Here is a 24,633-nt window from a genome sequence, read left to right as displayed (position 1 = left end):
ATTCCTTGGATCAGTTCGCCGGGATGCGGTAGGCGCCGATATGGCCCTCGACATCCTCGACGTAGACGGTATCGCCCACCACGAGGGGCTGGGCACGAATGGCTTTCCTGGACAGGCGCTCGCGGGCGACGATCTTGCCGTCGCTGCTGTCCAGCCAGTGGATGTGGCCGTCGAGATCGCCCACGACCACGTAGTTGCCCTGCACCGCCGGACCCGTGAGCCAACGGTACTTCAGACCGTCCTGCTTCCAGATGTTGGCGCCGCCGGACTTGTCGTAGGCCACCACCTGGGACACATCGTCCACGCCGAACACGGCGTTGCCGTGCACGTCGAGCGAGGTGAAGGTGGACAGCGCGTGGTTCCACAGCGGACGGCCGCTCGGACCGTCGATGGCGGTGAGCTGGCCGTGGTAGGCCGCACCGTAGAGGGTGCTGCCGTCGAGGACCAGCGCGCCGTCGGCGTCCGCGAGGCGGTCGATTTCGGTGCGGCCTTCGCCGGTGGCGAGCGTCTGCTCCCAGAGCTTCTCGCCGGTGTCCAGGCGCAGCGCCACGAGCTTGCCGGCGTCGCTGCCGAAGAACACCACGCCGTTCGCCACGAGCAGGCGGCCGTTGCCGCGCAGGCTGAGCACCGGCACCTGGGCCTGGTCGAACACCCAACGGCGTTCGCCGGACTTGGCGTCGATGCCGTACACGCGGCCGTCGTTGCAGCGGACGACCACGAGGTCGCCCACGATGACCGGCGCGGTGATGACTTCCGACGAAACCTCGCTGGCCCAGCGGCGCTCGCCGTCCTTTGCGTTGATGCCATACAGGTGGCCGTCGAGCGTACCGATGGCGACCAGGTCGCCGGCGGCGCCCGGACCGCCCGAGAAGCGGGCGTCCTCGCGCTTGGCGTCGCCCCAACCGAACCAGCCGTGCTGGCGGGTGCTCTTCGACCAGAGCTTCTTGCCGGTGGAGGCTTCGAACGCGGCGATCTTGCCGTCGGTGCTGGCGGCGTAGAGCACGCCGTCGGACACCACCGGGCGCATGCGCACGCCGGATTCGGCGGCGCCGTCACCGATGCTGGACTTCCACACGCGCTCGACCTTGAGCGTGGGCTCGAACTTCTTGTCGAGCGGGGTCGGCGGTTCGACGTTTTCCTTCTTGAAAGAGTGGCAGCCGGCCAGTACGACCAGCGACGAAGTCAACGCGATTGCCCAGAAACGTTTCATGCACCCTGCTTCCCGGCCACGGCCAGATCATCGAGTTTGGTTTGGACCACACCGCGTTGCGGTGCGCTGTCGCCCATGGCGGCGATGGCGGCCTGGTAGGCCTTACGTGCATCGTCGGGACGACCCAGCTTGACCAGCGCGTCGCCGCGGAGTTCCTGCGAGAGCGCCACGAACGACTTGCCGTCCATGCCGTCGAGAGCGGTGATGGCGTCCTGCGGCTTGCCCTGCGCGTACTTCAGCTGGGCGCCGCGGAACGATACGAGCGCCTTGAGCGTCGGGTCCTTGGCATGGGCCTTCGCCCAGTCCAGGTCGCCCGCGGCCTTGTCGAACTGCCCGGCCAGGACGTTGCGCTGCGCACGCTCGCCGGCGGCGAACACCGACCAGGCGGTGTCCGAATAGTCCTTCAGCAGGGTTTCGGTACGCATGTCGATCTCGTTGCCACGGCTCTGCGCCACGGCAAGCTGCAACGCCGAATATTCGCCGGCGGCGGCTTGTTCATGGTTGGCGCGATGCGACTTCCACTGCTGCCAGCCGAAGATCAGCGCCAGGCCCAAGCCGATGCCCACGGCGATGGAGACACCATTCTTGCGCAGCCACTGCTGGACGCGTTCGCCCTGTTCGTAGTCGTCGTATACGTCGAATGCCATGCAATCACCCACTGCGCTCCGCGCAGCAAAACCGAGGGAGGGAACGAGCCCGGGCCGGCCATCGGCGATGGCGGCACGGATCAATAGGCAAGGATACCCGAAAAGGACGGGCGGGCGGCGCCGCGCGGTGTGCGCACGGCGTGCCGAAGCGTTCAGAGAGCGGTGGGTGAAGCCTTGCCGTCGCGGATGTCGACGCGGAACCGGGCCACGTTGGCGCGGCGGAACGTGTCGAGCTGTACCGGCTGGCCGTCGACGGTCACCTGGGCACCGGTGGCGTTGCCGATGCGAACATCGAGCTGGGAATCACTGCGATAGGACTTCTGCGTGCCGGCCGGCAGGATGCCGTACTCCAGGCGCGAACCGTCGGCGGCCGTGACTTCCACCCAGCTGGCCGATGGCAGGTTCAGGGTGAGGCTGTGTCCACCCTGCCCCGTGGTCGCGTCCGGCGCGGGCGCCGCCGAAGCCAGCGGCGCCTTGTTGGCCGTGGCGTGATCGAGCGGCGGGAACATGGCCATGGACGCCATGAGCGGCTGCTGGTCTTCGACACGCGGCTCGCTGGCTGCCACGGGCTTCGTCTCCGCGGCGGCCACGTTGGCGCCGGCGCTGGAAGACGACGTGGCAGGCGCGTCCTGCTGCGCGACCGGCGTGGCGTCGAGCGGGGACAGACGCGCCATGTCGCGGTCGAGCGTGCCGCGCACGCCCAGCCACACCATCGGCACGATGATTACCGCCGTCAGCACCACGTAGGTGGCCGCGGTGAGGTAGCGCTCGAACAGATAGCGGGAATGGGAAACGCCACCGGTGACGACGAGTTCCGGTTGACGCGGCGTAAGGCGGGCGAGCTCGGCCTGGATGGCCTCTTCCTCGATGCCCACGTGAAGGCCGTATTTCGTGAGATAGCCGGCGAGGTACACCTGGTAATCGATACCGCCGTATTCGCCGGCCTCGAGCTGACGCAGGAGGCGCGTGGGCAGGCGCAGCGCCTGGCCGCAGGCCTCGATGGTGTATCCGCGGGCCTCGCGGGCGGCGCGCAGCCGCGCGCCGAAGCCGGCGGCGGTCGCTGGATGATCGATCAGCACGCGGCCCTCTTCGGCAGGGGCCTCGATTTGCGGGTCCATGGCATGCTCCCTGTGTGCATTCGGCTCGAGCCCCGCGAACAGGTCCTGTTCGTGTCCGTCCCGACCGGAAGAATTCGAAGATACTGGGGTCATTGACGTGCGGTGGCTTCGAGTGCGTGCGCGGGATCCGAATCCGGGAACCTTTCGCGCAGGCGTTTGGCGTAGTCCTGGGCAACCTCCCCGTTGCCCAGACGGAGCTCGATATCGTGACCGAGCTTCAACGAATCCGGACTCGGCGCCCCCAGCGCTTCGTAGCGTTGCAGGAAGGCGCGCGCCCGGAATGCATCGTTCTTAAGGTACAACACGTGCGCCATCTGATACAGGGCGTCGGCGTTATTCGGATTGCGTTCGATCGCCTTGCGGAAGTAACCCTCCGCGGCGTCGTAATCCTGCGATTGCAGCTGGCAGGTGCCCGCATTGCTCAGCGCAAGATCCGGCGTTTCGTAGAACGGGTCGGCCAGGGCACGATCGAAGAACGGCTTCGCCTCCGCCGGCCGGTGCTGGGTGCACAGGAAAACGGCGAGGTTGTTGTTCACCGAGCCCTTCTTCGGGTCGTATTCCACGGCCTTGCGATAGTGCAGCTCGGCGTTCACCGGATCGTTGATGCGCTCGTAGAGCACGGCGATAACCGTATGGGCCGGAACGTATTTAGGGTCGAACTGAAGCGCTTTCTGAAGTTTTTCCATGGCGCCCTTGAGGTCGCCGTTCTGCATGTAGCGCTGGCCGAGCTCCGTGTGAACCTCCGCCCCCTTGGCGCGATCGTCGGCGGCCGTCGAGGGCTTCAGGCCCGAGCCGTCCCCCACGCAGCCGGCGCACGCGAATGCGAGCGCCGCCAGCATCCCCCACCGCTCAAGCCGCATTCACCACTCCCTCTCCGAGTTTCTTGCGGAACTCCGCCTGCCGGCGGGTACGGTCCACAACCTGTCCCTTCAGCTGGCCGCATGCGGCGTCGATGTCGTCGCCACGGGTACGGCGCAGCATGGTCAGCACGCCCGCATTGAGCAGCTGGGTCTGGAACGCGCGGATGTCGTCCTGGCCGGAGCGCTCGAAGCGCGTGCCGGGGAACGGATTGAACGGAATGAGGTTGACCTTGTTCGCACCCGGAAGACGGCGCATGAACTTGATGAGCTGGCGTGCGTGCTCGGGCTGGTCGTTCACGCCCTTCATCAGTGTGTATTCGAAGGTGATGGACGTGCGCGGCGCGCGCTGGATGTAGCGCTCGCAGGCGCCCATCAGCTCGGCCAGCGGGTAGCGCTTGTTCAGCGGCACGAGCTCCGTGCGCAGTTCGTCGTTGGCCGCATGCAGCGACACGGCCAGCGAGACGTCGCTCTCGGCGGAGAGGCGGTCGATCATCGGCACGAGGCCGGCCGTGGACAGCGTGACGCGCTTGCTCGCCAGGCCGAAGCCCAGGTCGTCGCGCATCAGGCTCATGGCCTTCACCACGTTGTCGAAGTTCAGCAGCGGCTCGCCCATGCCCATCATCACCACGTTGGTGATGCGGCGCTGCTGGTGCGGCACGTTGCCGAGGTGTTTGGCCGCGACCCATACCTGGCCGATGATCTCGGCCGTGGAGAGGTTGCGGGAGAAGCCCTGGGTGGCCGTGGAGCAGAACTGGCAATTCAGGGCGCAGCCGACCTGCGACGACACGCAGAGCGTGCCGCGGGTCGGCTCCGGGATGTACACCGTCTCGATGGCGTTGCCGCCATCCATGCCCAGCAGCCACTTGTGGGTGCCGTCGACCGCGGCCTTCTCGAACACGGTCTTCGGCGGCCCCACGTAGCAGCTGGCACTGAGTTTTTCGCGCAACGCCTTGCCGACATCGGTCATTTTCTCGAAATCGCTTTCGAGACGGTGGTAGATCCACTTCATGACCTGCTCGGCGCGATACGGCTTCTCGCCGAGCTGGGCGAAGAAATCGCGCAGTCCCTGGCGATCGAAGTCGAGCAGGTTGACCTTTTCGGCGGGCGTGTTCACGGCATGACTCAGTGGGAAACGACTTCCGTCGTGCGGAAGAAATAGGCGATCTCGACAGCCGCGGTTTCCGGTGCATCGGAACCGTGCACGGCGTTGGCGTCGATCGATTCGGCGAAGTCGGCGCGGATGGTGCCCGCGGCGGCTTCCTTGGGATTGGTGGCGCCCATGAGGTCGCGGTTCTTCAGGATGGCGCCCTCGCCTTCCAGCACCTGGATCATGACGGGACCCGAGATCATGAAATCGACCAGCGCCTTGAAGAAAGGACGCTCCTTGTGCACGGCGTAGAAACCTTCGGCTTCGGCGCGGCTCAGCTGCGCCATGCGCGCGGCCACGACCTTGAGGCCGGCCTTCTCGAACCGGGAAAGGATTTCGCCGACGACGTTCTTCTTGACGGCATCGGGCTTGATGATCGAAAGGGTGCGCTCCAGCGCCATACGGGTGCTCCGGGAAAGGGAATGGACAAAAAAATTATGGGCGCCTCGGAAGGCGCCGGCTGCCAGTTTACGGCTAAAGCCGTCCGGAATGACTGACTTAGCACACGAAATCTTGACAGATTCTAGCTGATCCGCAACCCGTTTGCAGGCCGGTGTGCGGTCGCAGATTGACCGCCCCGGGCGGCCGGGCGTACTCTCAAACGATCGTTTGATTCAAACCCACCGCCTGCGGAGTCCGCCGACATGACGAGCGCACCCTACGCTTCCCGCGAACGCAGCACGAAAGAACGGATTCTCGGTGCCGCCGAGGCCCTTTTCGCCACCCATGGGTTCGCCGGCGCCTCGCTCCGCCAGGTCACGGCCGCCGCCCGGGTGAACCTCGCTGCCGTGAACTACCACTTCGGCTCGAAGGACAAGCTCATCGAGGAGGTGTTCCGCCGCCGCCTCGACGAACTCAACAGCCGCCGCCTGGCTGCCCTCGGGAAAATCGCAAACCAGGACGAGACCCAGCTCGAGGACGTGCTCGACGCGTACATTCGCCCGGCGCTCGACCTCTCGCGCACGGACGGCGGCGGGGCTGCCTTCGTTCGCGTGCTGGCACGTGCCTATGCCGAGCACAACGACACCCTGCGCCGCTTCCTTTCGGACAACTACGGCCACGTGCTGCGCCAGTTCGCCACCGAGTTCGGCCGCCTGTTGCCGGGGCTGGCGAAGGAAGAGATCTACTGGCGCCTCGATATCGTCACCGGCGCCCTCACTTATGCGATGGCCGACTTCGGCATCATCCAGCGCAAGAGCGACGTCGCCGAGCGCGACCACCGCGAAGCCGCCGCGGAGCACCTCATCCGCTTCGCCGCCGCCGGCCTGCGCAACCCTTCCGTTTCGAACTCCCCGGCCACCCGCTGACCGGGGAACGATCATTGAGCTATCGGAGAACACCATGACCGCAACACCGTTACGCATTCGCAAGGCCGCGGTACTCGGCGCCGGCGTCATGGGCGCGCAGATCGCCGCTCACCTGACGAACGCCAACGTGGAAACCGTGCTGTTCGACCTTCCGGCTAAGGAAGGCCCGAAGAGTGGCATCGCCATCAAGGCCATCGCCAACCTCGCCAAGCTTTCGCCCGCGCCGCTGGCCGAGAAGAGCCTGGGCGCCGCGATCGTGCCGGCGAACTACGAGGAAGACCTGGCCCTCCTGGCCGACGTGGACCTGGTGATCGAAGCCATCGCCGAACGGATGGACTGGAAGCTGGATCTCTATACGAAGATCGCTCCGCACGTGTCCAAGACCGCCGTGCTCGCCAGCAACACCTCGGGCCTGTCGATCAACGGCCTGGCCGAAGCGCTGCCGGAAGAGATGCGCCATCGCTTCACCGGCGTGCACTTCTTCAATCCGCCGCGCTACATGCACCTCGTGGAACTGATTCCCACGAAGCTCACCGACAAGACGGTGCTCGAGGGCCTCGAGGCCTTCCTCACCACCACCCTCGGCAAGGGCGTGGTCTACGCCAAGGACACCCCGAACTTCATCGGCAACCGCATCGGCGTGTTTTCCATGCTTTCCACGATGCATCACACCGAGAAGTTCGGCCTTGGCTTCGACACCGTCGACGCCCTCACCGGCCCCGGCATCGGCCGCCCGAAGAGCGCCACCTTCCGCACGGCCGACGTCGTCGGCCTCGACACGCTCGCCCACGTCGTCAAGACGATGGCGGACACCCTGCCCGACGATCCGTGGCACACGTACTTCCAGGCGCCGGCATGGCTGAAGGCGCTCATCGAGAAGGGTGCCCTCGGCCAGAAGACCGGCGCGGGCGTTTACCGCAAGGCCGGCAAGGACATCGTGGTGCTCGACCTGCAGAAGCAGGACTACCGCGTGTCCGAGCAGAAGGCGTCCGATGAAGTCTCGGCCATCCTGGCCATCAAGGATCCCGCCGAGAAGTTCGCGAAGCTGCGCGCGTCGGCCGACCCACAAGCACAGTTCCTGTGGGCCGTGTTCCGCGACCTCTTCCATTACTCCGCCTATCACCTGGCCGACATCGCCGATACCGCTCGCGACGTCGACTTCGCCATCCGCTGGGGTTATGGGTGGAAGCTTGGCCCGTTCGAGATCTGGCAGTCGGCCGGCTGGCAGCAGGTTGCCGGCTGGATCGCCGAGGACATCGCCGCCGGCAAGACCATGAGCAGCGCACCGTTGCCTGCCTGGGTCACCGATGGCCGTGCCGGCGTGCACGGTAAGGCGGGTTCGTACTCCGCCGCGGACGGCACCGAGAAGCCGCGCTCCAGCCACCCCGTGTACCAGCGCCAGGCGTTCCCCGATCCGATCCTGGGCGAGAAGTTCGACCAGGGTACGACGGTCTGGGAGAACGACGGCGTGCGCCTGTGGCATGCCGGCGACGACATCGGCGTGATCTCCTTCAAGACCAAGATGCATACGGTCAACGACCAGGTGCTCGACGGTATCCAGCATGCCATCGGCCTGGCCGAGCAGCAGTTCCGCGGCGTGGTGCTGTGGCAGCCGTCGGAGCCGTTCTCGGCCGGTGCCGACCTCAAGGGCGCCCTGGGCCTGCTCAAGGAAGGCAAGCTCGCGCAGTTCGGGGCCATGGTCGCGAACTTCCAGGCCACCAGCATGCGCATCAAGTACTCGCTGGTTCCGGTGGTCGCCGCGGTGCGTGGCCTCGCCCTCGGCGGCGGCTGCGAATTCCAGATGCATTCGGCGCGCACCGTCGCGGCGCTGGAGAGCTACATCGGGCTCGTCGAGGCCGGCGTCGGCCTTCTGCCCGCCGGTGGCGGTCTCAAGGAACTGGCCGTGCGTGCCGCGCAGGCCAATCCGGAAGATCCGTTCGAATCGCTGAAGAAGGTGTTCGAGACCGTGGCGATGGCCAAGGTGTCCACGAGCGCGCTCGAAGCGAAGTCGCTCGGCCTGCTGCGCAAGGACGACATCGTGGTGTTCAACAGCTACGAACTCCTGCACGTGGCCAAGGCGCAGGCACGCGCGATGGCCGAGTCGGGCTATCGCCCGCCGTTGCCCGCGCGCGCCATTCCCGCCGCCGGCGACACCTCCACCGCCACCTTCAAGGCGTCGCTCGCGAACATGGCGGAGGGCTACTTCGCTTCCGCGCACGACATCGACATCGCCAGCCGCATCGCCGACACGCTGTCGGGCGGAAAGATCGAACGCGGTTCGCTGGTCGACGAAGCATGGCTGCTCGCGCTGGAACGCCGCCACTTCGTGGAACTGGCGCAAACCGAAAAGACCCAGGCCCGTATCGCGCACACGATGACGACGGGGAAGCCGCTGCGTAACTGACGCGCCCAGCGCTCTGACGCAGCCCTCCTCCCCACTTAAAGGAAACACTTCCATGAGCAAGCAAGTGCAAGACGCCTACATCGTCGCCGCCACCCGCACTCCGGTAGGCAAGGCGCCGCGCGGCGTGTTCCGCAACACCCGCCCCGACGACATGCTGGCCCACGTCATTCGCGCGGTGCTCGAGCAGGCACCGGGCATCGACCCGGCCATGATCGCCGACGCCATCATCGGCTGCGCCATGCCGGAAGCCGAGCAAGGCATGAACGTCGCGCGCATCGGCGTGCTGCTGGCAGGCCTGCCCGAGCAGGTGCCGGGCGTCACCATCAACCGTTTCTGCTCTTCGGGCGTGCAGGCCATCGCCATGGCCGCCGACCGCATCCGTCTGGGCGAAGCCGACCTCATGCTGGCCGGCGGCACCGAGTCGATGAGCATGGTGCCGATGATGGGCCACAAGATCGCCATGAACCCGGCGATCTTCGAGAACGACGAAAACCGCGCCATCGCATTCGGCATGGGCATCACCGCCGAGAAAGTGGCCGAGCGCTGGAAGGTCAGCCGCGAAGACCAGGACGCCTTCGCCCTGCAATCGCATCAGCGTGCCATCGCAGCCATCGCCGCCGGCGAGTTCAAGGATGAGATCACCCCGTTCCAGCTCGACGATCGCTATCCGGACCTGAAGAACCACAGCGTCCGCGAAGACCGCCGCATCATCGACACCGACGAAGGCCCGCGCCAGGACACCTCGCTGGACGTGCTGGGCAAGCTGCGCCCGGTGTTCCGCAACGGCCAGTTCGGCGGCTCGGTCACGGCGGGCAATTCCTCGCAGATGTCCGACGGTGCCGGCGCCCTGCTGATCGCCAGCGAGAAGGCCATCAAGGATTACGGCCTGACGCCGCTCGCGCGTTTCGTCGGCTTCTCGGTCGCCGGCGTGGCGCCGGACGTGATGGGCATCGGTCCGAAGGAAGCGATTCCGAAGGCGCTGAAGCAGACCGGCATCACCCAGGACCAGCTGGACTGGATCGAACTCAACGAAGCGTTCGCCGCGCAGGCCCTTGCGGTGATCCGCGACCTCGGCCTGGATCCGGCCAAGGTGAATCCGCTGGGCGGCGCCATCGCCCTCGGCCACCCGCTGGGCGCCACGGGTGCCATTCGCGCCGCCACGCTGATCCACGGCCTGCGCCGCCGCAAGCAGAAGTACGGCATGGTCACGATGTGCATCGGCACCGGCATGGGTGCCGCCGGCGTGTTCGAAGCGCTCTAACGGTAGATGTGGGAGCCGCTTCGGCGGCGATGGCGGCTCCCACACAGAGCGAAGATTTGGGGTTAACCTCGACCCATGCACGGCATCCATACCATCGACACCGGCTTCGGCCGCCCGTCCTTCGATGCGGCCTACCTCGTGGCCGAGCGGGGCCGCGGCGCCTTCATCGACAGCGGCACCGCGCATTCGCTGCCGCGCTTCCTCGACGCCATCGCCGCGGCCGACCTGGAACCGAAAGACATCGACTGGGTGATCCTCACCCACGTCCACCTCGACCATGCCGGTGGTGCCGGACTGCTGATGCGCCACCTTCCCAACGCCATGCTGGCGGTGCATCCGCGCGGCGCGCCGCACATGATCGATCCTTCGGTCCTCATCGCCGGCGCTTCAGCCGTGTACGGTGGGGAAGACATCGTTCGGCGCGACTATGGCGAGATCCTTCCCGTACCGAAGGACCGCGTGATCGAGGCGGACGACGGCTTCGTCATCGACCTCGCCGGCCGCGCCCTGCTCTGCCTCGATACCCCGGGCCATGCCCGCCACCACATCGCGATACACGACGAGCGCGCGAACGCATTCTTCACCGGCGACATCTTCGGCTTGTCCTATCGCGAGCTGGATTCGCCCGGCGGGCCTTTCATCATCCCCACGACATCGCCCGTGCAGTTCGATCCGGACGCGGCCCACGCCTCCATCGAGCGCCTCATGCGCTACGAGCCGGAAGCGATGTACCTCACGCATTACGGCAGGGTGACCGACGTGAAGCGGCTTGCGAACGATCTGCACGCGCTGATCGACGCGATGGTGGCGATTGCGAAACGGCACGCCACGGCAGCGGATCGCGAGCAGCGCACCGCCTTCGACTTCATCGACCTCTATGTGGAACGCGCGCACCGCCAGGGCGTGACCTTGACCACGGCGGAAATCGTGAAGGTGCTGGAGGTTGACATTCGCCTGAATGCGCAAGGCGTCATGATTTGGCTAAGCAGAAACGCCCGCTGAATTCCGCTTACCGGACACGCCACGTGAATCGCTAGGGATTTCCGGCATGAGGCGCCGGCCGCCGCAATTCACGCTCGAAAAGCCTCCTGGCGAGGCGATGCATCGTGGCCGCCCAGACACATTACCCACTGTTATTCTCCCTTTGCCAGCGGTGCACAAGGACAGTTGGCATTACCCGACCAAGGAGAACCGCAATGGGCGCGAAATCGATCAAGGGCTCCAATCTCATTCAGAATGGTGACTTCGCGGAAGAGGCGGTGCATTGGGTAAGCGGGGGCAGCCGGAAACTACATGTTTCCCTTTTCGAAAAGAAAAACGCCCTGCATTGTTCCCTCGGTGAAAACACGATTGCACGCCAACGACTAGTGGCAACAGCGCGTGCAGGCGCGCGGTATCGCATCGCCTTTGCCGTCAACGCTCTTCCCGATCGGGTCTTGCCACGCATCCTCGCTGAGGTAAGTGTGACCGTGAGGATACCTGACTATACGTCTATCTACGGAGCCCACCTCGAGCTCGCGCAGGGAGAGGTATGGGGAAGGGATTGGGAAGTCATCACGAACGATTTCGAAGTGGCGTCCCATCTGGACAATGGCTCGATGGAGGTCAATCTAATTGTCCTGCCTCGTGGCGAGACCGAGTGGCCGCCCGGCAAATTCTATGTGACAGACATCAGCCTGATCGACACAACCGACGAGAACAGGTGACCGTCGCGCGCGCGATTGTCTGGTTTCAGGCCAGTCGCGCGCCATTCGCTACGGGACGCTCCGTGGTCGTGATCACCACGCCTTCGTCGGTATGGAACCCGGTCAAGAGGAACTGCGACCGGAACGGCCCGATCTGCTTCTCCGGGAAATTGATCACCCCGACGATCTGCTTGCCCACCAGTTCTTCCGCGCTGTAGATCGCCGCCACCTGGGCACTGGTTTTCTTCTCGCCGTGCGGCCCGAAATCCACCCATATCTTGTACGCGGGCCGGCGCGCTTCAGGGAAGACTTCGGCACGAACGATCGTGCCCGCCACCAGCATCACCTTCTCGAAATCCGCCCAGCTTATTTCTTCGCTCATCTCATCCTTCCAGTCGCGACTTGAACCAGTCGCGCAGTTCATATTTCCAGTAGGTGCCCTGCGCCGCCAGGTAACCGAACGGCCGATGCACCGGATCCAGCCCGAAACCCGCATAGGTATCGAGCACGGGGTCGCCCGAGGCGATGGCCTCGGCCAATGCCTCGCCGGCCGCGCATGTCGGGGCCAGGCCATGGCCACCGAATGCCTGCGCATACCAGAGGCCGTTTCCGTGCGTGCCCACCTGGGGCATCTCGTGCCGTGCGTAGCTCATCAGGCCCGACCATGCCTGCTCGACACGTGCATCCGCCAGCGACGGAAAAACCCGCGCGAGATCGCGCTTCAGCAGTCGCTGCACCGCGCGCGGGGAGCGATCGCGCACCGAGATTCGGCCACCCCAGAGGAGGCGCGTATCGGGCAGAGGCCGATAATAATCGAAGGCGAAACGTGTGTCGTAGACGGCGGCCCGCGTGCGCAGGCATTCCCCGAGGCGCTCGCCCAGCGACTCGGTCACCATGACGTACGTGGCGATAGGCAGCACCGCGCGATCGATGCGGCGGTCCAATCCCGCAAGATAGCCACCGCACGCGAGCACCACGTTCGGCGTTTCCAGCTCCGCATCGCCGACGCGCAGTACCCAGCGCGACCCCCGCCGCTCGAGCATGCGTACACGCGACGACTCGTGGATGCTTACCCCTGCCCGCTCGGCCGCCTGCGCCAGCCCGCGGGCATACGCCAGGGGATCGATATGCAGGGCGTTCCTTTCATAAAGGCCGTCGTGGTACCGGGGGCTGCGCACGAACTCGTGCATGGCGTCCTCTGGAATCCATTGCCAGTCGGCGCCGTAGTGTTCGGCAAGCAGGCGCTGCCTGGCGCGCAATACCTCGGCGTCGCGGAACCAGTTGGCCCAGACGACGCCGGCGTCGACGGCATCGCAATCGATGCCGAGGACCGAAATCCGCTCGCGTATCAGGTTCACCGCATCCACGGTGCGCGCATACAGCGCGCGGGCGCGCTCCGCCCCCGCCTGTTCCAGCAGGGCCTTTTCGCCGAGCGAGTAGCCGGCGAAAACGAAACCGCCATTCCGGCCGGAAGCCCCGAAGCCGACCCATCGGGATTCCAGCAGCACTACGTCGCGCACGCCGCGCGCCGCCAGCCCCAGTGCGGTATTCAGCCCCGCGAACCCACCGCCCACGATGACGACCGCGGCCTCGCGCCGGCCTTGCGGCGGCGGCCGAAGCGCGGGAGCGGACGTTCGGTCGTGGTACCACGACGGCATGTGGCGGTTCCTCGAAGCAGGTGCGCCGTTGTACAAGACCGCGCGGCGAGGCGAAAGGTCCGTCCGTCACCCTGTTCAGGCGTATGATCGGCGGACGTCCCGGACAATCCATGCCATGAGCCTGCTGCCGCCCATCGACCTAGAACGTTGGATCGACGAGAACCGCTCCCTGCTCAAGCCCCCAGTCGGCAACAAATGCATCGTCGATGGCGACTTCATCGTGATGATCGTCGGCGGGCCCAACGCCCGCACCGACTATCACTATGACGAGGGCCCCGAGTTCTTCTACCAGCTCGAAGGCGAGATGGTGCTGAAAGTGCAGGACGACGGGCAGGCCCGCGACATCCCGATCAAGGCGGGACAGATGTTCTACCTCCCGCCCCGCGTGCCGCACTCGCCGCAGCGCATGCCCGAATCGATCGGCCTGGTGATCGAGCGGCGCCGCATCGCCGGCGAGAAAGACGGCCTGATGTGGTTCTGCCAGGCATGCAACCACAAGCTCTACGAAGAGTATTTCCCGCTGGGCAGCATCGAGACGGACTTCCCACCGGTCTTCGAGAAGTTCTACCGGTCCATCGAAGCCCGCACCTGCGCCAACTGCGGCGCGGTCCACCCCGCTCCGGCGAAATACGCGGGCTGATTCCCGCGCGTCAGCGCTCCCTGGCCAGCCACTTCGCCGCCATGCGGCGAAGGGACGGCTCCAGTGCCGGATCGGCCGCGATGTCGGCCACGGAATGCCAGGCCAGTTCCAGCGACTCCTCGTTCACCACGAAGTCCTCTCCCCCGCGAGCGACCACCGCGTAGCGCACGTCGTAATGCCAGTGCTGCGGTTCGTTCCCGCGCGCCGGGATGACGTGCCGGTCCACGTCGAAGATGCCGGGAAGCAGTTCCAGCCCGGTCAGCCCCGTTTCCTCTTCGGCCTCCCGTAAGGCGACTTCCGGCAGGTTCGCCTCGCCATCGGCGTGTCCACCGGGCTGGAGCCACCGGCCCAACTTCCGATGGAGCATCAGCAGCGCACGCTCGCCGTCCGCACTCACCAGCCACGCCGAGGCCGTGAAATGGCCGTGCTGCGTTTCACGGTGGAACGGCCGTGCCTCGTCCCGCGTCCAGGCGGTGAAGTGATGAACCGCGCCTTCGTCCGGCCAACGGCCGGCGTAATGGTCCAGTGCGTCGAGCAAATGCTGTCGTGTGGCGTTCATGGGAACACGGTCTGGAAAGAGCGGGGCATTTTCGCACGGCTTTTTCGGATTAGTCCGATGTCGCTGCCGGTGAAGGCTTGCCTAGGATGTCATCGAGCGCACGACGCGCTCCGTCCGCAGCGTCCGCTGTGCAATGCAAGGAGTCGCGCATGCCGCAGAAATTGAAGTCCGCCGCCGCCATTGCGCTGGCGTGCACCTGTCCGGCCGCAGCCTGGGCCGCCGCCCTCCCGGGCGAAGCCAACTTCACCGGGCCCCTCGTCACCCCCGCCGTCAATGCGTTGCCGGCCGGCATGGTGAACATCCAGCCATACCTCATCCATACCAATACGCGCGGCAGCTACGACAACCGTGGCGACCGCCGGGAAAGCAAACCCACCGTGCGCCAGTGGCAGCTTGCGGTGCCGATCACGTACGCCCTCACCGATACGGCGTCAGCGCAGGTCATCCTCAATGCGGCCCGTACCTCTGGCAACGGCCAGCACAGCGACGGCTTGCGCATGGGCGACACCACGGTCCGCGTCCAACAGCGGCTCCGCGGCCCGGCCGCCGACGGCACCGGGCTGGTGCTGGGCCTCGCCCTGGCGCAGCGCCTGCCCACCGGCCGCTACCACCGCCTCGACACCAACCCGCTGAACGGCACGGGCAATGGCGCCATGCGCACCACCTTCGCCTTCGGTGCCCAGGAACTGTTCTGGCTCGACGGTGGCCAGGCCATCCGCTGGCGCGGCCAGCTCGCGTGGAGCCCGTCGCCCGGTCGCATCCGCGTGCACGGCAGCAGCGTGTATGGCACCGAAGCCGGTTTCCGCGGCCACGCACGGCTCGGCCAGGCATGGAATGCCTCCGTCGCCGCCGAATACGCACTCGATGCCCGCTGGGTACTCGTGGGCGAAGCCATCTGGAACCGCGCCAGCGCCATCGACCTCGCGGGCACCGCCGCCGATCGCTCGCATGTGGCACGCAGGCTCGCACCCAGCCAGGAGTTCAGTCTCGCACCCGCCGTGGAATACAACTTCACGCCGAACACGGGACTCATCGCCGGCGTGCAGTTCACCGTCGCCGGCCGTAACACGGCCGACTACGTGGCGCCTCAGGTGGCGCTCAACATGGTCTTCTGAAGCACCGAGACACGACATGCACAACCGCCGCAAGTCATGGTCGACATCCCCGCCCGCAGCGCGCAATGCCTTGGCAGGCCTCGCATTGCAGCTTGTACGGCCAAGGCCCACTGGGCTATGGTGCCGTGCTGGCGCCTCCGGGCAGCGGCGTGTCCACCGTAACCCACGCGGCGGTCCCAATAATAAAAGGCTACATTCCGGCAGTAGGGGAGACACATGTTGAAACACCTGTTCGCGACGCATCCCATCGAGGCCGCGCCGCACGTCGACGCTGGCGAACACATCGAAACCGGTGTGCACGCAAGCGGTGAACTCAAACGAGTCCTCACGGCCAAGCACCTCATTCTTCTCGGCGTCGGCGCCGTCATCGGTGCAGGTATCTTCGTCATCACCGGTCAGGCCGCCGCGCTCCATGCAGGCCCCGCGCTGGTCATCAGCTTCCTGATCGCGGGCTTCGCCTGCGCCCTGGCCGGCCTCTGCTACGCCGAGTTCGCCGCCATGCTTCCGGTTTCCGGCAGCGCCTACTCTTATTCCTACGCCACCCTCGGCGAATACGTCGCCTGGTTCGTCGGCTGGAACCTCGTTCTCGAATACCTCTTCGCCGCGGCCACCGTCGCCGCCGGCTGGTCCGGTTACTTCAACGAGCTGCTCGGCATGCTCGGCCAGATGTCCGGCACCAACCTCGCCCTGCCCGTGTCGCTTTCGTCGGCGCCGTTCCAGTTCATCGAGGGCCACATCCAGGCCACCGGCACGCTGATCAACCTGCCAGCGGTGGTCATCATCGCCGCGCTGTCGGGTCTCTGCTACGTCGGCATCACGCAGTCGGCGTTCGTCAACTCGATCATCGTGGCCATCAAGGTCACCGTGATCCTGCTGTTCCTCGCCTTCGCCATCCAGGTCATCAACCCGGCCAACTGGCACCCCTTCATTCCCGAAGCGGAAGGCCCGGGCACGTTCGGCTGGGGCGGCATCTTCCGCGCAGCCACCATCGTGTTCTTCTCCTACGTCGGCTTCGACGCGGTCTCCACCGCGGCGGGCGAAGCGAAGAACCCGCAACGCGACATGCCCATCGGCATCCTCGGCTCGCTCGCCATCTGCACCGTGCTGTATATCGCCGTGGCGCTCGTCCTCACCGGCATCGCGCCGTTCCGCATGCTCAACACGCCAGAGCCGGTCGCCACCGCCCTCGGTCTCTATCCGCACCTGTCCTGGCTGAAGGCCATCGTGGTGCTCGGCGCCATCACCGGCCTGTCCTCGGTCATCCTGGTGATGCTCATGGGCCTGCCGCGCATCTTCTTCTCGATGGCGAAGGACGGCCTGCTGCCGCAGACCATGGCCAAGGTGCACCCGAAGTTCCGCACCCCGTACATCGGCACCATCATCGTCGGTGTCGCTGCGGCCGCCATGGCCGGCCTGTTCCCGGTGAGCGTGCTGGGCGAACTGGTGTCCATGGGCACCCTGCTCGCCTTCGCCACCGTCTGCATCGGCGTGCTCATCCTTCGCTATACCCGTCCGGACCTCCAGCGCAGCTTCCGCGTGCCGTTCGTGTGGCCCATCTGCATCACCGGTGCCCTGGCCTGCGTCTACCTGTTCTGGCAGGCGTTCGAAGAACACTGGCGCCTGATGCTCGGCTGGATCGTCATCGGCCAGGCCATCTACTTCGGCTACGGCTACGCGCACAGCAAGCTGCGCAAGTCCCTCGGCTGATCGCAGCTGCCAGACGGAAAGGCCGGCGGTCGTCCGCCGGCCTTTCCATTTGCACTATCCTCCATCGAACACGACCTCCAGGCTGTCCATGCTCCAGCAGTTACTTGCGAAGAAAGCTCCCCAGGCGGAACCCGACGACGCGCACGGCCCGGCCCTGCGACGCACTCTCGGACCATGGGGGCTCACGGCGCTGGGCATCGGCGCGGTCATCGGCGGCGGCATCTTCGTCATCACGGGCGTCGCCGCGGCGGAACACGCCGGCCCCGCCATCATCGTTTCCTTCATCCTCGCGGCCATCTGCAGCACCTTCACGGCGCTCTGCTATGCCGAGTTCGCGTCGATGATCCCCGTCTCCGGCAGCGCCTATTCCTATGCCTACGCCACGCTCGGCGAAGGCGCGGCCTGGTTCATCGGCTGGAACCTCATCCTCGAATACGGGGTGTCCGCCTCCGCGGTGGCGGTGAGCTGGACGGGCTATTTCGTCAGCCTGCTCGACCATGTCGGCATCCACATTCCCCCGGCGCTCACCAATGCCCCGGTGGACTGGGTCGACGGCCACATGGTTCTCACGGGCGCGCTGTTCAATCTTCCGGCCGTCGGCATCACGCTGGCGCTCACCTGGGTCTGTTACGTGGGCATCAGGGAGTCCGCCGGCATCAACATGGCCATGGTGCTGCTGAAGACCGCGCTCATCATCCTGGTGATCGTCGTCGGTGCCAGCCACATCGACACGGCGAACTGGCATCCCTTCATCCCCGCCAACGAAGGCGGCGACAAGTACGGCTGGAACGGCATTCTGCGCGGCGCCTCGATGGTGTTCTTCGCCTACATCGGCTTCGAAGCCACGTCCACGGCCGCCCAGGAGTCGAAGAACCCGCAGCGCGACATGCCCATCGGCACGCTGGCGTCGCTCGCCATCTGCACGGTGCTCTACATCGCCATGGCGGCGGTGCTGACCGGCCTCGTGCCGTTCGCCCAGCTGGGTACGTCGGAGCCGGTGGTCACGGCGATCCGCCAGCATCCGGAACTGGGCTGGCTGCGTGGCGTCGTCGAAGTCGGCGCGCTCATCGGCCTCTCTTCCGTGGTGCTGGTGATGATCATCGCGCAGCCGCGCATCTTCATGATCATGGGACGCGACGGCCTGATGCCGAAGGTGTTCACCACCATCCATCCAAAGTACCGCACGCCGCACATCAACACGGTCATCACCGGCCTGGGCATCGCCCTGCTCGCGGCCGTGTTCCCGCTGAACGTGCTCGGCGATCTCACGTCGATGGGCACGCTGGTGGCCTTCTGCGCCGTGTGCGCCGGCGTGATGATCCTGCGCAAGACGGCACCGGACCTTCCGCGCACGTTCCGCGTGCCCTGGGCTCCGGTTACCTGCGTGCTCGGCATCCTCAGCTGCATCGGCCTGCTGTGGTCGATGGGCGTGCGCAACTGGGTGCTGATGGGCATCTGGACCGCCGTGGGCATCGTCGTCTACCTCGTCTACGGCTATCGCCACAGCCGTCTGAAGCGGCACCCTTGATAGCTCACGGATTTCCGCCACAAACCTTGATCTAGCCTGAAGTTTGTTGCACAAACCGTTGAAATGATAACTGGTTAGTGGAAATCGCCACGGTCATTTAATTGCCATTGGCCGGTCGCCCATGGAGGGGAGTATGATCCCCAGTCCGAGGGTAAATCACTTGGCAGTGGGCCCCGGATTGCCGCCCTGCGCGTCAGGCGGGTCAGCTCCTCGGCCTGGCGCGCTTGGGCTGCATTTTAAGCCCGGACACTGAAAGGCCAGCCTCGCGGCTGGCCTTTTGTCTGTGCGCTGCAGGCTGGCTCAGATCATGACGGCGTGGGAAACGCACCAGCCCTTCGCTGCCACAGCCTTCCCCGGGAAGAGCTGGCACGGGCCAAAGGCCGCGCCGGCCTTGCCCTGGTAGAAATTGCAGTTGAAGCAGGCGTCCTTGGGATCCTTCTTTCCCTGGGCCTTGGTGTTGTCCTCGGTGTACTTCAACGCCATGGCGGTCGGATCGGACAGCGAAACGTGAGGCAGGTCCTGGGCCCGCGCCGGACCGGAGAGCGTGCCCAGCACACCGGCGGCGGCCACGCCGCCCGCGGCGAGCTTGAGAAACCGGCGACGCCCCTCATCGTTCTGATCGTGTTGCGACATGCGTAACCTCCATCGGATTTGCCGAAATCGTACCTCCATCGGCCAAAGGCAAGTGGTTCGCATTACCCTCGGGTCATCTTGGACCCCATGCTATAGTCGGAGCCTGTTTGGACGTCCAAATCCCCATGTCGAAGACTCCCCCGCCCGTCGTGGCTACCCTGTTGGCGGAACGCGCCGATGCCATCGCCGAAGCCGCCCGCGAGCTGGCCGCCTTTGGCTGGACGCCCGCCACCAGCAGCAACTTTTCGATGAGGATCGACGACGATCTCGCCGCGATCACGATTTCAGGCCGCGACAAGGGCCGGCTCGGCCGCGACGACATCATGATGATCGACATGCAAGGCAAGGCGGTGGGATCCGACCACCGGCCCTCGGCGGAAACCGGGCTGCACACGCAGGTGTACCGCCGCTTTCCGGACGCCAACGTGGTGCTGCACACCCATTCGCGCACGCAGAGCGTGGCTTCCCGGCTGTTCGCGTCCGAAGGCCGCGTGCGGCTCGAGGGCTGGGAACTGCAGAAGGCCATCGCCGGCTACACCACGCACGAGAGCGTGCTCGACATTCCCGTTTTCCCCAACACCCAGCAGATGCCCGAGCTCGAGGCCCGGGTAGACGCCTGGATCGATTCGGGCAAGCCGCTTTATGCCTACCTGATCGACGGCCACGGCATCTACACCTGGGGCCGCGACATGGCCGAAACGCGCCGTCACCTCGAGGCACTGGAATTCCTGCTGGGCTGCGAACTCGACCTGAGGAGGCTTGCGCCATGAGCCGTCTGCGCATCTACGAAGACACCCGTCACGACACCCCCATCGCCCTCCTCGACGACCACGCCGCCATCGCCGCCGAACTGAAGGCGGTGGGCGTGCGTTTCGAGCAATGGCAGGCGAACCAGCCCATCGCGCCCGGCGCCAGCCAGGACGAAGTCATCGCCGCCTATCGCGCCGACATCGACCGGCTCATGCGCGAGAACGGTTACCAGGCCGTGGACGTCATCAGCCTCAAGCCCGACCATCCGGGCCGCGCGGCCTTCCGCCAGAAGTTCCTGAACGAGCACACGCATAGCGAGGACGAGGTCCGCTTCTTCGTCGCCGGCGCCGGCCAGTTCACGCTGCACATCGATGGCAAGGTGTACGAGGTGCTCTGCGAACGGGGCGATCTCATCGGCGTGCCGGACGGTACGCCGCATTGGTTCGATATGAGCGAGTCGCCGTATTTCGTCGCGATCCGCCTGTTCACCAACGTGGAAGGCTGGGTGGCGAAATTCACGGGCGAAGACATCGCCGAGCGCTTCCCGCGCATGAAGCCGCACGCCTCGGCGTCCACGGTTTCGTAAGCCGGCCCCGTCGTTTATCCTGCGGGACTACCCGTTCCGCAGGCTTTCCGCATGTCCGATATCCGCGCCATCCTCACCGACATCGAGGGCACCACCAGCTCGATCGACTTCGTGAAGGACGTGCTCTTTCCTTATGCGCGGCGGCACCTGCCCGCCTTCGTGGAGACGCATACCGACGAGCCGGAGGTGCAGCACTGGTTGCACGAGGCGGCGAACGAAGCGGGCATCGTCGAAGCGACGCGCGGCGAAATCATCGACATGCTCGTGCGCTGGATCGACGAAGACCGCAAATCCACCGCACTCAAGGCTTTGCAGGGCATGATCTGGCGCGAAGGCTACGAGTCGGGCGCCTATGTGTCGCACATGTACCCCGAGGTACCGGCGTGCCTGAAGGCCTGGCACGAAAGCGGGCTGTCGCTCTATGTCTATTCCTCCGGCTCGGTTCCGGCGCAGAAGCTGCTGTTCGGCCATAGCGAAAGTGGCGACCTCACACCGCTGTTCTCCGGCTATTTCGACACGCAGACGGGGCACAAGCGCGAGGTGGAGTCGTATCGCCGCATCGCTGAAGCCGTAGGCCTGCCACCCCACCAGATCCTGTTTCTCTCGGATATCCGCGAGGAACTCGATGCCGCGCGCGCAGCCGGCATGCGCACCACCCAGCTTATCCGCCCTCCCCTGGCCCTGAGCGACAACGGCCATCCTTCGGTCGCCGACTTCGATGCCATCACCGTCTGAATCCCGGCGCCGGACTGCGCTCGCCACCGTCGTCGCCTTCGCCGCGGGGGTTGCCCTCACGGTAGGTGTCCTGCACCTCGGGCCGGGAACAGGATCCGCGAGCACAGAAGCGGGAGCGGGCAGCCCGGCGCCGTCCGTCGCGCCGGCAGCGGGCACGTCGAGCGCCGGTATGTCAGCAGCCACGGATGAACCGGCCGCCGACGACACGGCTCTCGGCGACGCCTGGCCCGACGACGCGCCCACGCCGGAACAGGTCTTTACCGCGCAGCCGGAAGCGCTGCGCCTGGCGCTCGGTGCGCTCGCCCCGCGCACGCCGGGAAAACCGAACCTCTATGCCATCGCCTTCGGGGGCGACGGCACCGAAGACGTGTTCCGCAATGAAGCCGAGTATGTCGACACGTTGATGACGAAGCGCTTCGGCAGTCCAGGGCATACCCTCGTGCTGGAAAACAATCCGGCCACGCTCGCCACTCGCCCTTTGGCGAGCTGGACCAACCTGGAGGCCGCCCTGGACGGCCTGGCCAAAGTCATGGACCCAAGCCAGGACGTGCTACTGCTCTACGTCGCCACCCATGGCGGCAACGATCATTCGCTGCTGGTCGACATGGATCCGATTCCGCTCGACCAGCTGGACCCCGACGGCTTGGCGGACATCCTCGCCAAGCATCCGTTCCGCTGGAAGGTGGTGGTGGTGAATGCCTGCTATTCCGGCGGGTACGTCCCGAAGATCCGCGCCGCCGGCACGTTGGTGCTTACCTCGGCACGCACCGACCGCACCTCGTTCGGTTGCGGCGCGGAGTCGGACATCACGTATTTCGGTCGCGCGTGGCTCGCCGACGGATTGAATGCGACACCGGATTTCATCGAAGCCTTCGACAAGGCGAAGGCGGAAATCGGCGGTTGGGAAAAGCGCGACAACCTGGAGCCATCGGAGCCGCAGATCGATATCGGCGCGGGGATCCAGGACAAGCTGGCGGCATGGCGGAAGTCGGCGTCGATAGGCCCCACGGTGCCCTTCAAAGCTGCGAACTAACGGCGGCCTTGTGGGAGCCGGCTGCGCCGGCGATCTCGCAGCGATTATGCTTGCCGCGAGCACCCATCGCCGCTGAAGCGGCTCCCACACCACACCAACAGGTGGTCAGACCGACACGTCCAGCGAAAAGCGGTCGGCGTCCATCCAGGCCGGGAAGCGTTCGCGGTGGGCCTTCAGCGGCGCGGGGTCGAGCACGACGGTGACCACCTGTTCCTGCACACCGAGTTCCACCAGCGGCTCGCCAACGGGATCGATCACCGCGCTGTCGCCTGCATAAAGCAACTCGTTGCCGTCCACGCCGACGCGGTTCACACCGATGACATAAGCGAGGTTCTCGATCGCCCGCGCGCGCAGCAACGTGCGCCACGGCTGCCGCCGCGGTGCCGGCCAGTTCGCGACGAACAGGGCCAGGTCGTAGTCCATGCCGCCCGCGGCATCTTCCTTGCGCCCGTTGCGCAGCCACACCGGGAAACGCAGGTCGTAACAAACCTGCGGCAGGATGCGCCAGCCTTTCAGCTCAACGATCAGACGCTCGTTACCACCGCCGTAACGCGTGTGTTCGCCGGCCATGCGGAACAGATGACGCTTGTCGTACCAGGCCATCTCCCCATCGGGCGTGGCCCAGATAAGGCGGTTGTACACGGTGTCGCCGTCCCGGATCACCAGGCTGCCGGTGAGGGTGGCATTCACCTCGCCCGCGAGCGCACGCATCCAGGCCACGCTGGGCCCGTCCATCGATTCGGCGTTCGCCAGCGTGTCGTTGGTGAATCCGGAGAGAAAAGTTTCCGGCAGCACGATCAGATCGCTGGGCGCGGCGTTGCGCACCAGCCGGCCGTAGTACTCGCGGTTGCCCGGCGCATCGTGCCAGCGCGTAGCGCCCTGGATGAGGGAAACGGTCAGAGTTTGCACAGGAGCTCCGCGGCGGCTTCCATGGTGGCGTCGTTCTTGGCGAAGCACAGGCGGACCAGCCGCGTGTCCGGCGCGCTCTCGTAGAACGGGCTGAGCGGGATGGCGGCCACGCCGCCTTCGCGCACGAGCCACTCGCTGAAATTGATGTCGTCGACGTCGCGCACCGCGCTGTAGTCCACGAGCTGGAAATAGCCGCCCGGCACGTCCAGCAGCTTCAGGCGCGACGGCGCGATGAGGGCACGGAAGCGGTCGCGCTTGGCCTGGTAGAACGCGGGCAGTTCGAAGTAGTGCTGCGGGGAGGATTCGAGGAACTCCGCGAACGCCCACTGCGCGGGATTGAACGTGCAGAACGTGAGGTACTGGTGCACCTTGCGGAATTCGGCGGTGAGCGCCTTGGGCGCCACGGCGTAGCCCACCTTCCAGCCGGTGCAGTGATAGGTCTTGCCGAACGACGACACCACGATGCTGCGCGCGGCCAGTTCCTCGTGCCGCAGCACGCTCTGGTGCTCCTGTCCGTCGAACACGATGTGCTCGTACACCTCGTCGGACAGCACCACGATGGACGTGTTGCGCACGATCGCCGCGAGCTCGTCGAGGTCGGCGCGCGAAAGCACGGCGCCGGAAGGGTTATGCGGCGAGTTGATCAGGATCATCCGCGTACGCGGTGTGATGGCCTCGCGCACACGCTGCCAGTCGATGGCGAACGAGGGCAGCAGCAGCGGCAGGTGCACGGCAGTGGCACCCTGCAATTCGATCGCCGGTTCGTAGCTGTCGTAGCACGGGTCGAAAACGATCACCTCGTCGCCTGCCCGTACCACGGCGGCAATGGCGGAGAACAGCGCCTCGGTGGCGCCGGACGTTACCGTCACCTCGGTGTCGGGACTGACGCGGTGGCCGTACAGGCGCTCCGTCTTGAGGGCGATCTGCTCGCGCAGCTTCGGAATGCCGATGCCCGGTGCGTACTGGTTCTTGCCTTCGGCCATGGCGCGCGTGACGGCGTCGCGCAGGGCCTCCGGCGGTTCGAAATCGGGAAAGCCCTGCCCCAGGTTCACTGCCTTGTGCTCCAGCGCAAGCTGGCTCATGACGCTGAAGATCGTGGTACCGACCTTGGGAAGCTTGGTTTCGAGCTGCATCGACCGCC

25 protein-coding genes are annotated in these 24,633 nt (G+C 65.9%); 13 read left to right on the top strand and 12 right to left on the bottom strand.

Annotated features, from left to right (window positions below):
- Positions 1-10 precede the first annotated feature (10 nt).
- The 6 genes from bamB to ndk form a co-directional block, all read right to left on the bottom strand.
- Positions 11-1,210, bottom strand: coding sequence for an outer membrane protein assembly factor BamB (gene bamB, locus ACPYOD_RS02355; protein WP_481300119.1), 1,200 nt, complete (start codon positions 1,208-1,210; stop codon positions 11-13).
- On the bottom strand, positions 1,207-1,857 hold the full coding sequence (locus tag ACPYOD_RS02350; protein WP_481300118.1) for a YfgM family protein: 651 nt from the start codon (positions 1,855-1,857) through the stop codon (positions 1,207-1,209). The genes bamB and ACPYOD_RS02350 overlap by 4 nt, the downstream gene beginning before the upstream one ends.
- A gap of 152 nt (positions 1,858-2,009) precedes the next feature.
- Complete coding sequence (locus tag ACPYOD_RS02345) at positions 2,010-2,975, bottom strand: RodZ domain-containing protein (protein WP_481300117.1); 966 nt, start codon at positions 2,973-2,975, stop codon at positions 2,010-2,012.
- 89 nt (positions 2,976-3,064) lie between these two features.
- Positions 3,065-3,835, bottom strand: coding sequence for a type IV pilus biogenesis/stability protein PilW (pilW, locus tag ACPYOD_RS02340; RefSeq protein ID WP_481300116.1), 771 nt, complete (start codon positions 3,833-3,835; stop codon positions 3,065-3,067).
- Positions 3,825-4,961 (bottom strand): dual-specificity RNA methyltransferase RlmN, encoded by a 1,137-nt coding sequence (gene rlmN, locus ACPYOD_RS02335; protein WP_481300136.1) that lies wholly within the window; start codon positions 4,959-4,961, stop codon positions 3,825-3,827. The genes pilW and rlmN overlap by 11 nt, the downstream gene beginning before the upstream one ends.
- Positions 4,958-5,383, bottom strand: coding sequence for a nucleoside-diphosphate kinase (ndk, locus tag ACPYOD_RS02330; protein ID WP_481300115.1), 426 nt, complete (start codon positions 5,381-5,383; stop codon positions 4,958-4,960). Before ndk ends, rlmN begins: the two co-directional genes overlap by 4 nt.
- Positions 5,384-5,626: 243 nt before the next feature.
- Between ndk and ACPYOD_RS02325 the strand changes: the two genes are divergently transcribed.
- The 5 genes from ACPYOD_RS02325 (at position 5,627) to ACPYOD_RS02305 (ending at position 11,660) form a co-directional block, all read left to right on the top strand.
- On the top strand, positions 5,627-6,289 hold the full coding sequence (locus tag ACPYOD_RS02325) for a TetR/AcrR family transcriptional regulator (RefSeq protein ID WP_481300114.1): 663 nt from the start codon (positions 5,627-5,629) through the stop codon (positions 6,287-6,289).
- A gap of 34 nt (positions 6,290-6,323) precedes the next feature.
- On the top strand, positions 6,324-8,693 hold the full coding sequence (locus ACPYOD_RS02320) for a 3-hydroxyacyl-CoA dehydrogenase/enoyl-CoA hydratase family protein (protein ID WP_481300113.1): 2,370 nt from the start codon (positions 6,324-6,326) through the stop codon (positions 8,691-8,693).
- 52 nt (positions 8,694-8,745) lie between these two features.
- On the top strand, positions 8,746-9,954 hold the full coding sequence (locus ACPYOD_RS02315; RefSeq protein WP_481300112.1) for an acetyl-CoA C-acyltransferase: 1,209 nt from the start codon (positions 8,746-8,748) through the stop codon (positions 9,952-9,954).
- 75 nt (positions 9,955-10,029) lie between these two features.
- Entirely contained in the window at positions 10,030-10,956 is a 927-nt protein-coding gene (locus ACPYOD_RS02310) for an MBL fold metallo-hydrolase (protein WP_481300111.1), read from the top strand.
- Between the two features lie 194 nt (positions 10,957-11,150).
- The gene (locus ACPYOD_RS02305; RefSeq protein WP_481300110.1) at positions 11,151-11,660 is read left to right on the top strand and encodes a hypothetical protein; all 510 of its coding nucleotides are present in this window, start codon (positions 11,151-11,153) and stop codon (positions 11,658-11,660) included.
- Positions 11,661-11,685: 25 nt separating this feature from the next.
- On the opposite strand, the gene ACPYOD_RS02300 is transcribed toward ACPYOD_RS02305, so the two are convergent.
- On the bottom strand, positions 11,686-12,021 hold the full coding sequence (locus ACPYOD_RS02300) for a tRNA-binding protein (protein WP_481300109.1): 336 nt from the start codon (positions 12,019-12,021) through the stop codon (positions 11,686-11,688).
- A 1-nt stretch (position 12,022) separates the two neighbouring features.
- Positions 12,023-13,297: an NAD(P)/FAD-dependent oxidoreductase gene (locus ACPYOD_RS02295; RefSeq protein WP_481300108.1), complete on the bottom strand. Its 1,275-nt coding sequence runs from the start codon at positions 13,295-13,297 to the stop codon at positions 12,023-12,025.
- 115 nt (positions 13,298-13,412) lie between these two features.
- Between ACPYOD_RS02295 and ACPYOD_RS02290 the strand changes: the two genes are divergently transcribed.
- A complete protein-coding gene (locus ACPYOD_RS02290; RefSeq protein WP_481300107.1) occupies positions 13,413-13,937 on the top strand; it encodes a 3-hydroxyanthranilate 3,4-dioxygenase in 525 nt (174 codons plus the stop codon).
- Between the two features lie 10 nt (positions 13,938-13,947).
- Here the strand turns inward: ACPYOD_RS02290 and ACPYOD_RS02285 are convergent, their stop codons facing one another.
- A complete protein-coding gene (locus ACPYOD_RS02285; protein ID WP_481300106.1) occupies positions 13,948-14,496 on the bottom strand; it encodes an NUDIX hydrolase in 549 nt (182 codons plus the stop codon).
- A gap of 149 nt (positions 14,497-14,645) precedes the next feature.
- Between ACPYOD_RS02285 and ACPYOD_RS02280 the strand changes: the two genes are divergently transcribed.
- The 3 genes from ACPYOD_RS02280 (at position 14,646) to ACPYOD_RS02270 (ending at position 18,846) form a co-directional block, all read left to right on the top strand.
- On the top strand, positions 14,646-15,611 hold the full coding sequence (locus ACPYOD_RS02280; RefSeq protein ID WP_481300105.1) for a transporter: 966 nt from the start codon (positions 14,646-14,648) through the stop codon (positions 15,609-15,611).
- A 216-nt stretch (positions 15,612-15,827) separates the two neighbouring features.
- Entirely contained in the window at positions 15,828-17,318 is a 1,491-nt protein-coding gene (locus ACPYOD_RS02275) for an amino acid permease (RefSeq protein WP_481300104.1), read from the top strand.
- Positions 17,319-17,406: 88 nt separating this feature from the next.
- Positions 17,407-18,846 (top strand): amino acid permease, encoded by a 1,440-nt coding sequence (locus tag ACPYOD_RS02270; RefSeq protein ID WP_481300103.1) that lies wholly within the window; start codon positions 17,407-17,409, stop codon positions 18,844-18,846.
- Positions 18,847-19,146: 300 nt separating this feature from the next.
- On the opposite strand, the gene ACPYOD_RS02265 is transcribed toward ACPYOD_RS02270, so the two are convergent.
- The gene (locus tag ACPYOD_RS02265; protein WP_481300102.1) at positions 19,147-19,479 is read right to left on the bottom strand and encodes a high-potential iron-sulfur protein; all 333 of its coding nucleotides are present in this window, start codon (positions 19,477-19,479) and stop codon (positions 19,147-19,149) included.
- A 125-nt stretch (positions 19,480-19,604) separates the two neighbouring features.
- On the opposite strand from ACPYOD_RS02265, the gene ACPYOD_RS02260 reads away from it, so the two are divergent.
- From ACPYOD_RS02260 to ACPYOD_RS02245, 4 genes are all read left to right on the top strand, one after another.
- Positions 19,605-20,249 (top strand): methylthioribulose 1-phosphate dehydratase, encoded by a 645-nt coding sequence (locus ACPYOD_RS02260; protein WP_481300101.1) that lies wholly within the window; start codon positions 19,605-19,607, stop codon positions 20,247-20,249.
- Positions 20,246-20,815 (top strand): 1,2-dihydroxy-3-keto-5-methylthiopentene dioxygenase, encoded by a 570-nt coding sequence (locus ACPYOD_RS02255; RefSeq protein ID WP_481300100.1) that lies wholly within the window; start codon positions 20,246-20,248, stop codon positions 20,813-20,815. The genes ACPYOD_RS02260 and ACPYOD_RS02255 overlap by 4 nt, the downstream gene beginning before the upstream one ends.
- Before the next feature lie 51 nt (positions 20,816-20,866).
- Positions 20,867-21,550 (top strand): acireductone synthase, encoded by a 684-nt coding sequence (gene mtnC / locus ACPYOD_RS02250; RefSeq protein ID WP_481300099.1) that lies wholly within the window; start codon positions 20,867-20,869, stop codon positions 21,548-21,550.
- A 169-nt stretch (positions 21,551-21,719) separates the two neighbouring features.
- Positions 21,720-22,583 carry a C13 family peptidase gene (locus ACPYOD_RS02245; RefSeq protein WP_481300098.1) on the top strand — a complete coding sequence of 288 codons (864 nt, stop codon included), beginning with the start codon at positions 21,720-21,722 and terminating at the stop codon, positions 22,581-22,583.
- Positions 22,584-22,688: 105 nt separating this feature from the next.
- On the opposite strand, the gene ACPYOD_RS02240 is transcribed toward ACPYOD_RS02245, so the two are convergent.
- Both ACPYOD_RS02240 and ACPYOD_RS02235 read right to left on the bottom strand, forming a co-directional pair.
- Positions 22,689-23,492: an amidohydrolase gene (locus ACPYOD_RS02240; RefSeq protein ID WP_481300097.1), complete on the bottom strand. Its 804-nt coding sequence runs from the start codon at positions 23,490-23,492 to the stop codon at positions 22,689-22,691.
- The gene (locus ACPYOD_RS02235; protein ID WP_481300096.1) at positions 23,480-24,625 is read right to left on the bottom strand and encodes a pyridoxal phosphate-dependent aminotransferase; all 1,146 of its coding nucleotides are present in this window, start codon (positions 24,623-24,625) and stop codon (positions 23,480-23,482) included. Before ACPYOD_RS02235 ends, ACPYOD_RS02240 begins: the two co-directional genes overlap by 13 nt.
- Positions 24,626-24,633 lie beyond the last annotated feature (8 nt).

Source organism: Luteibacter sp. HAY1-4A, from assembly GCF_056755355.1.
The sequence above is the reverse complement of the archived record's forward strand: the minus strand, read 5'-3'. Positions and strand labels throughout refer to the sequence as shown.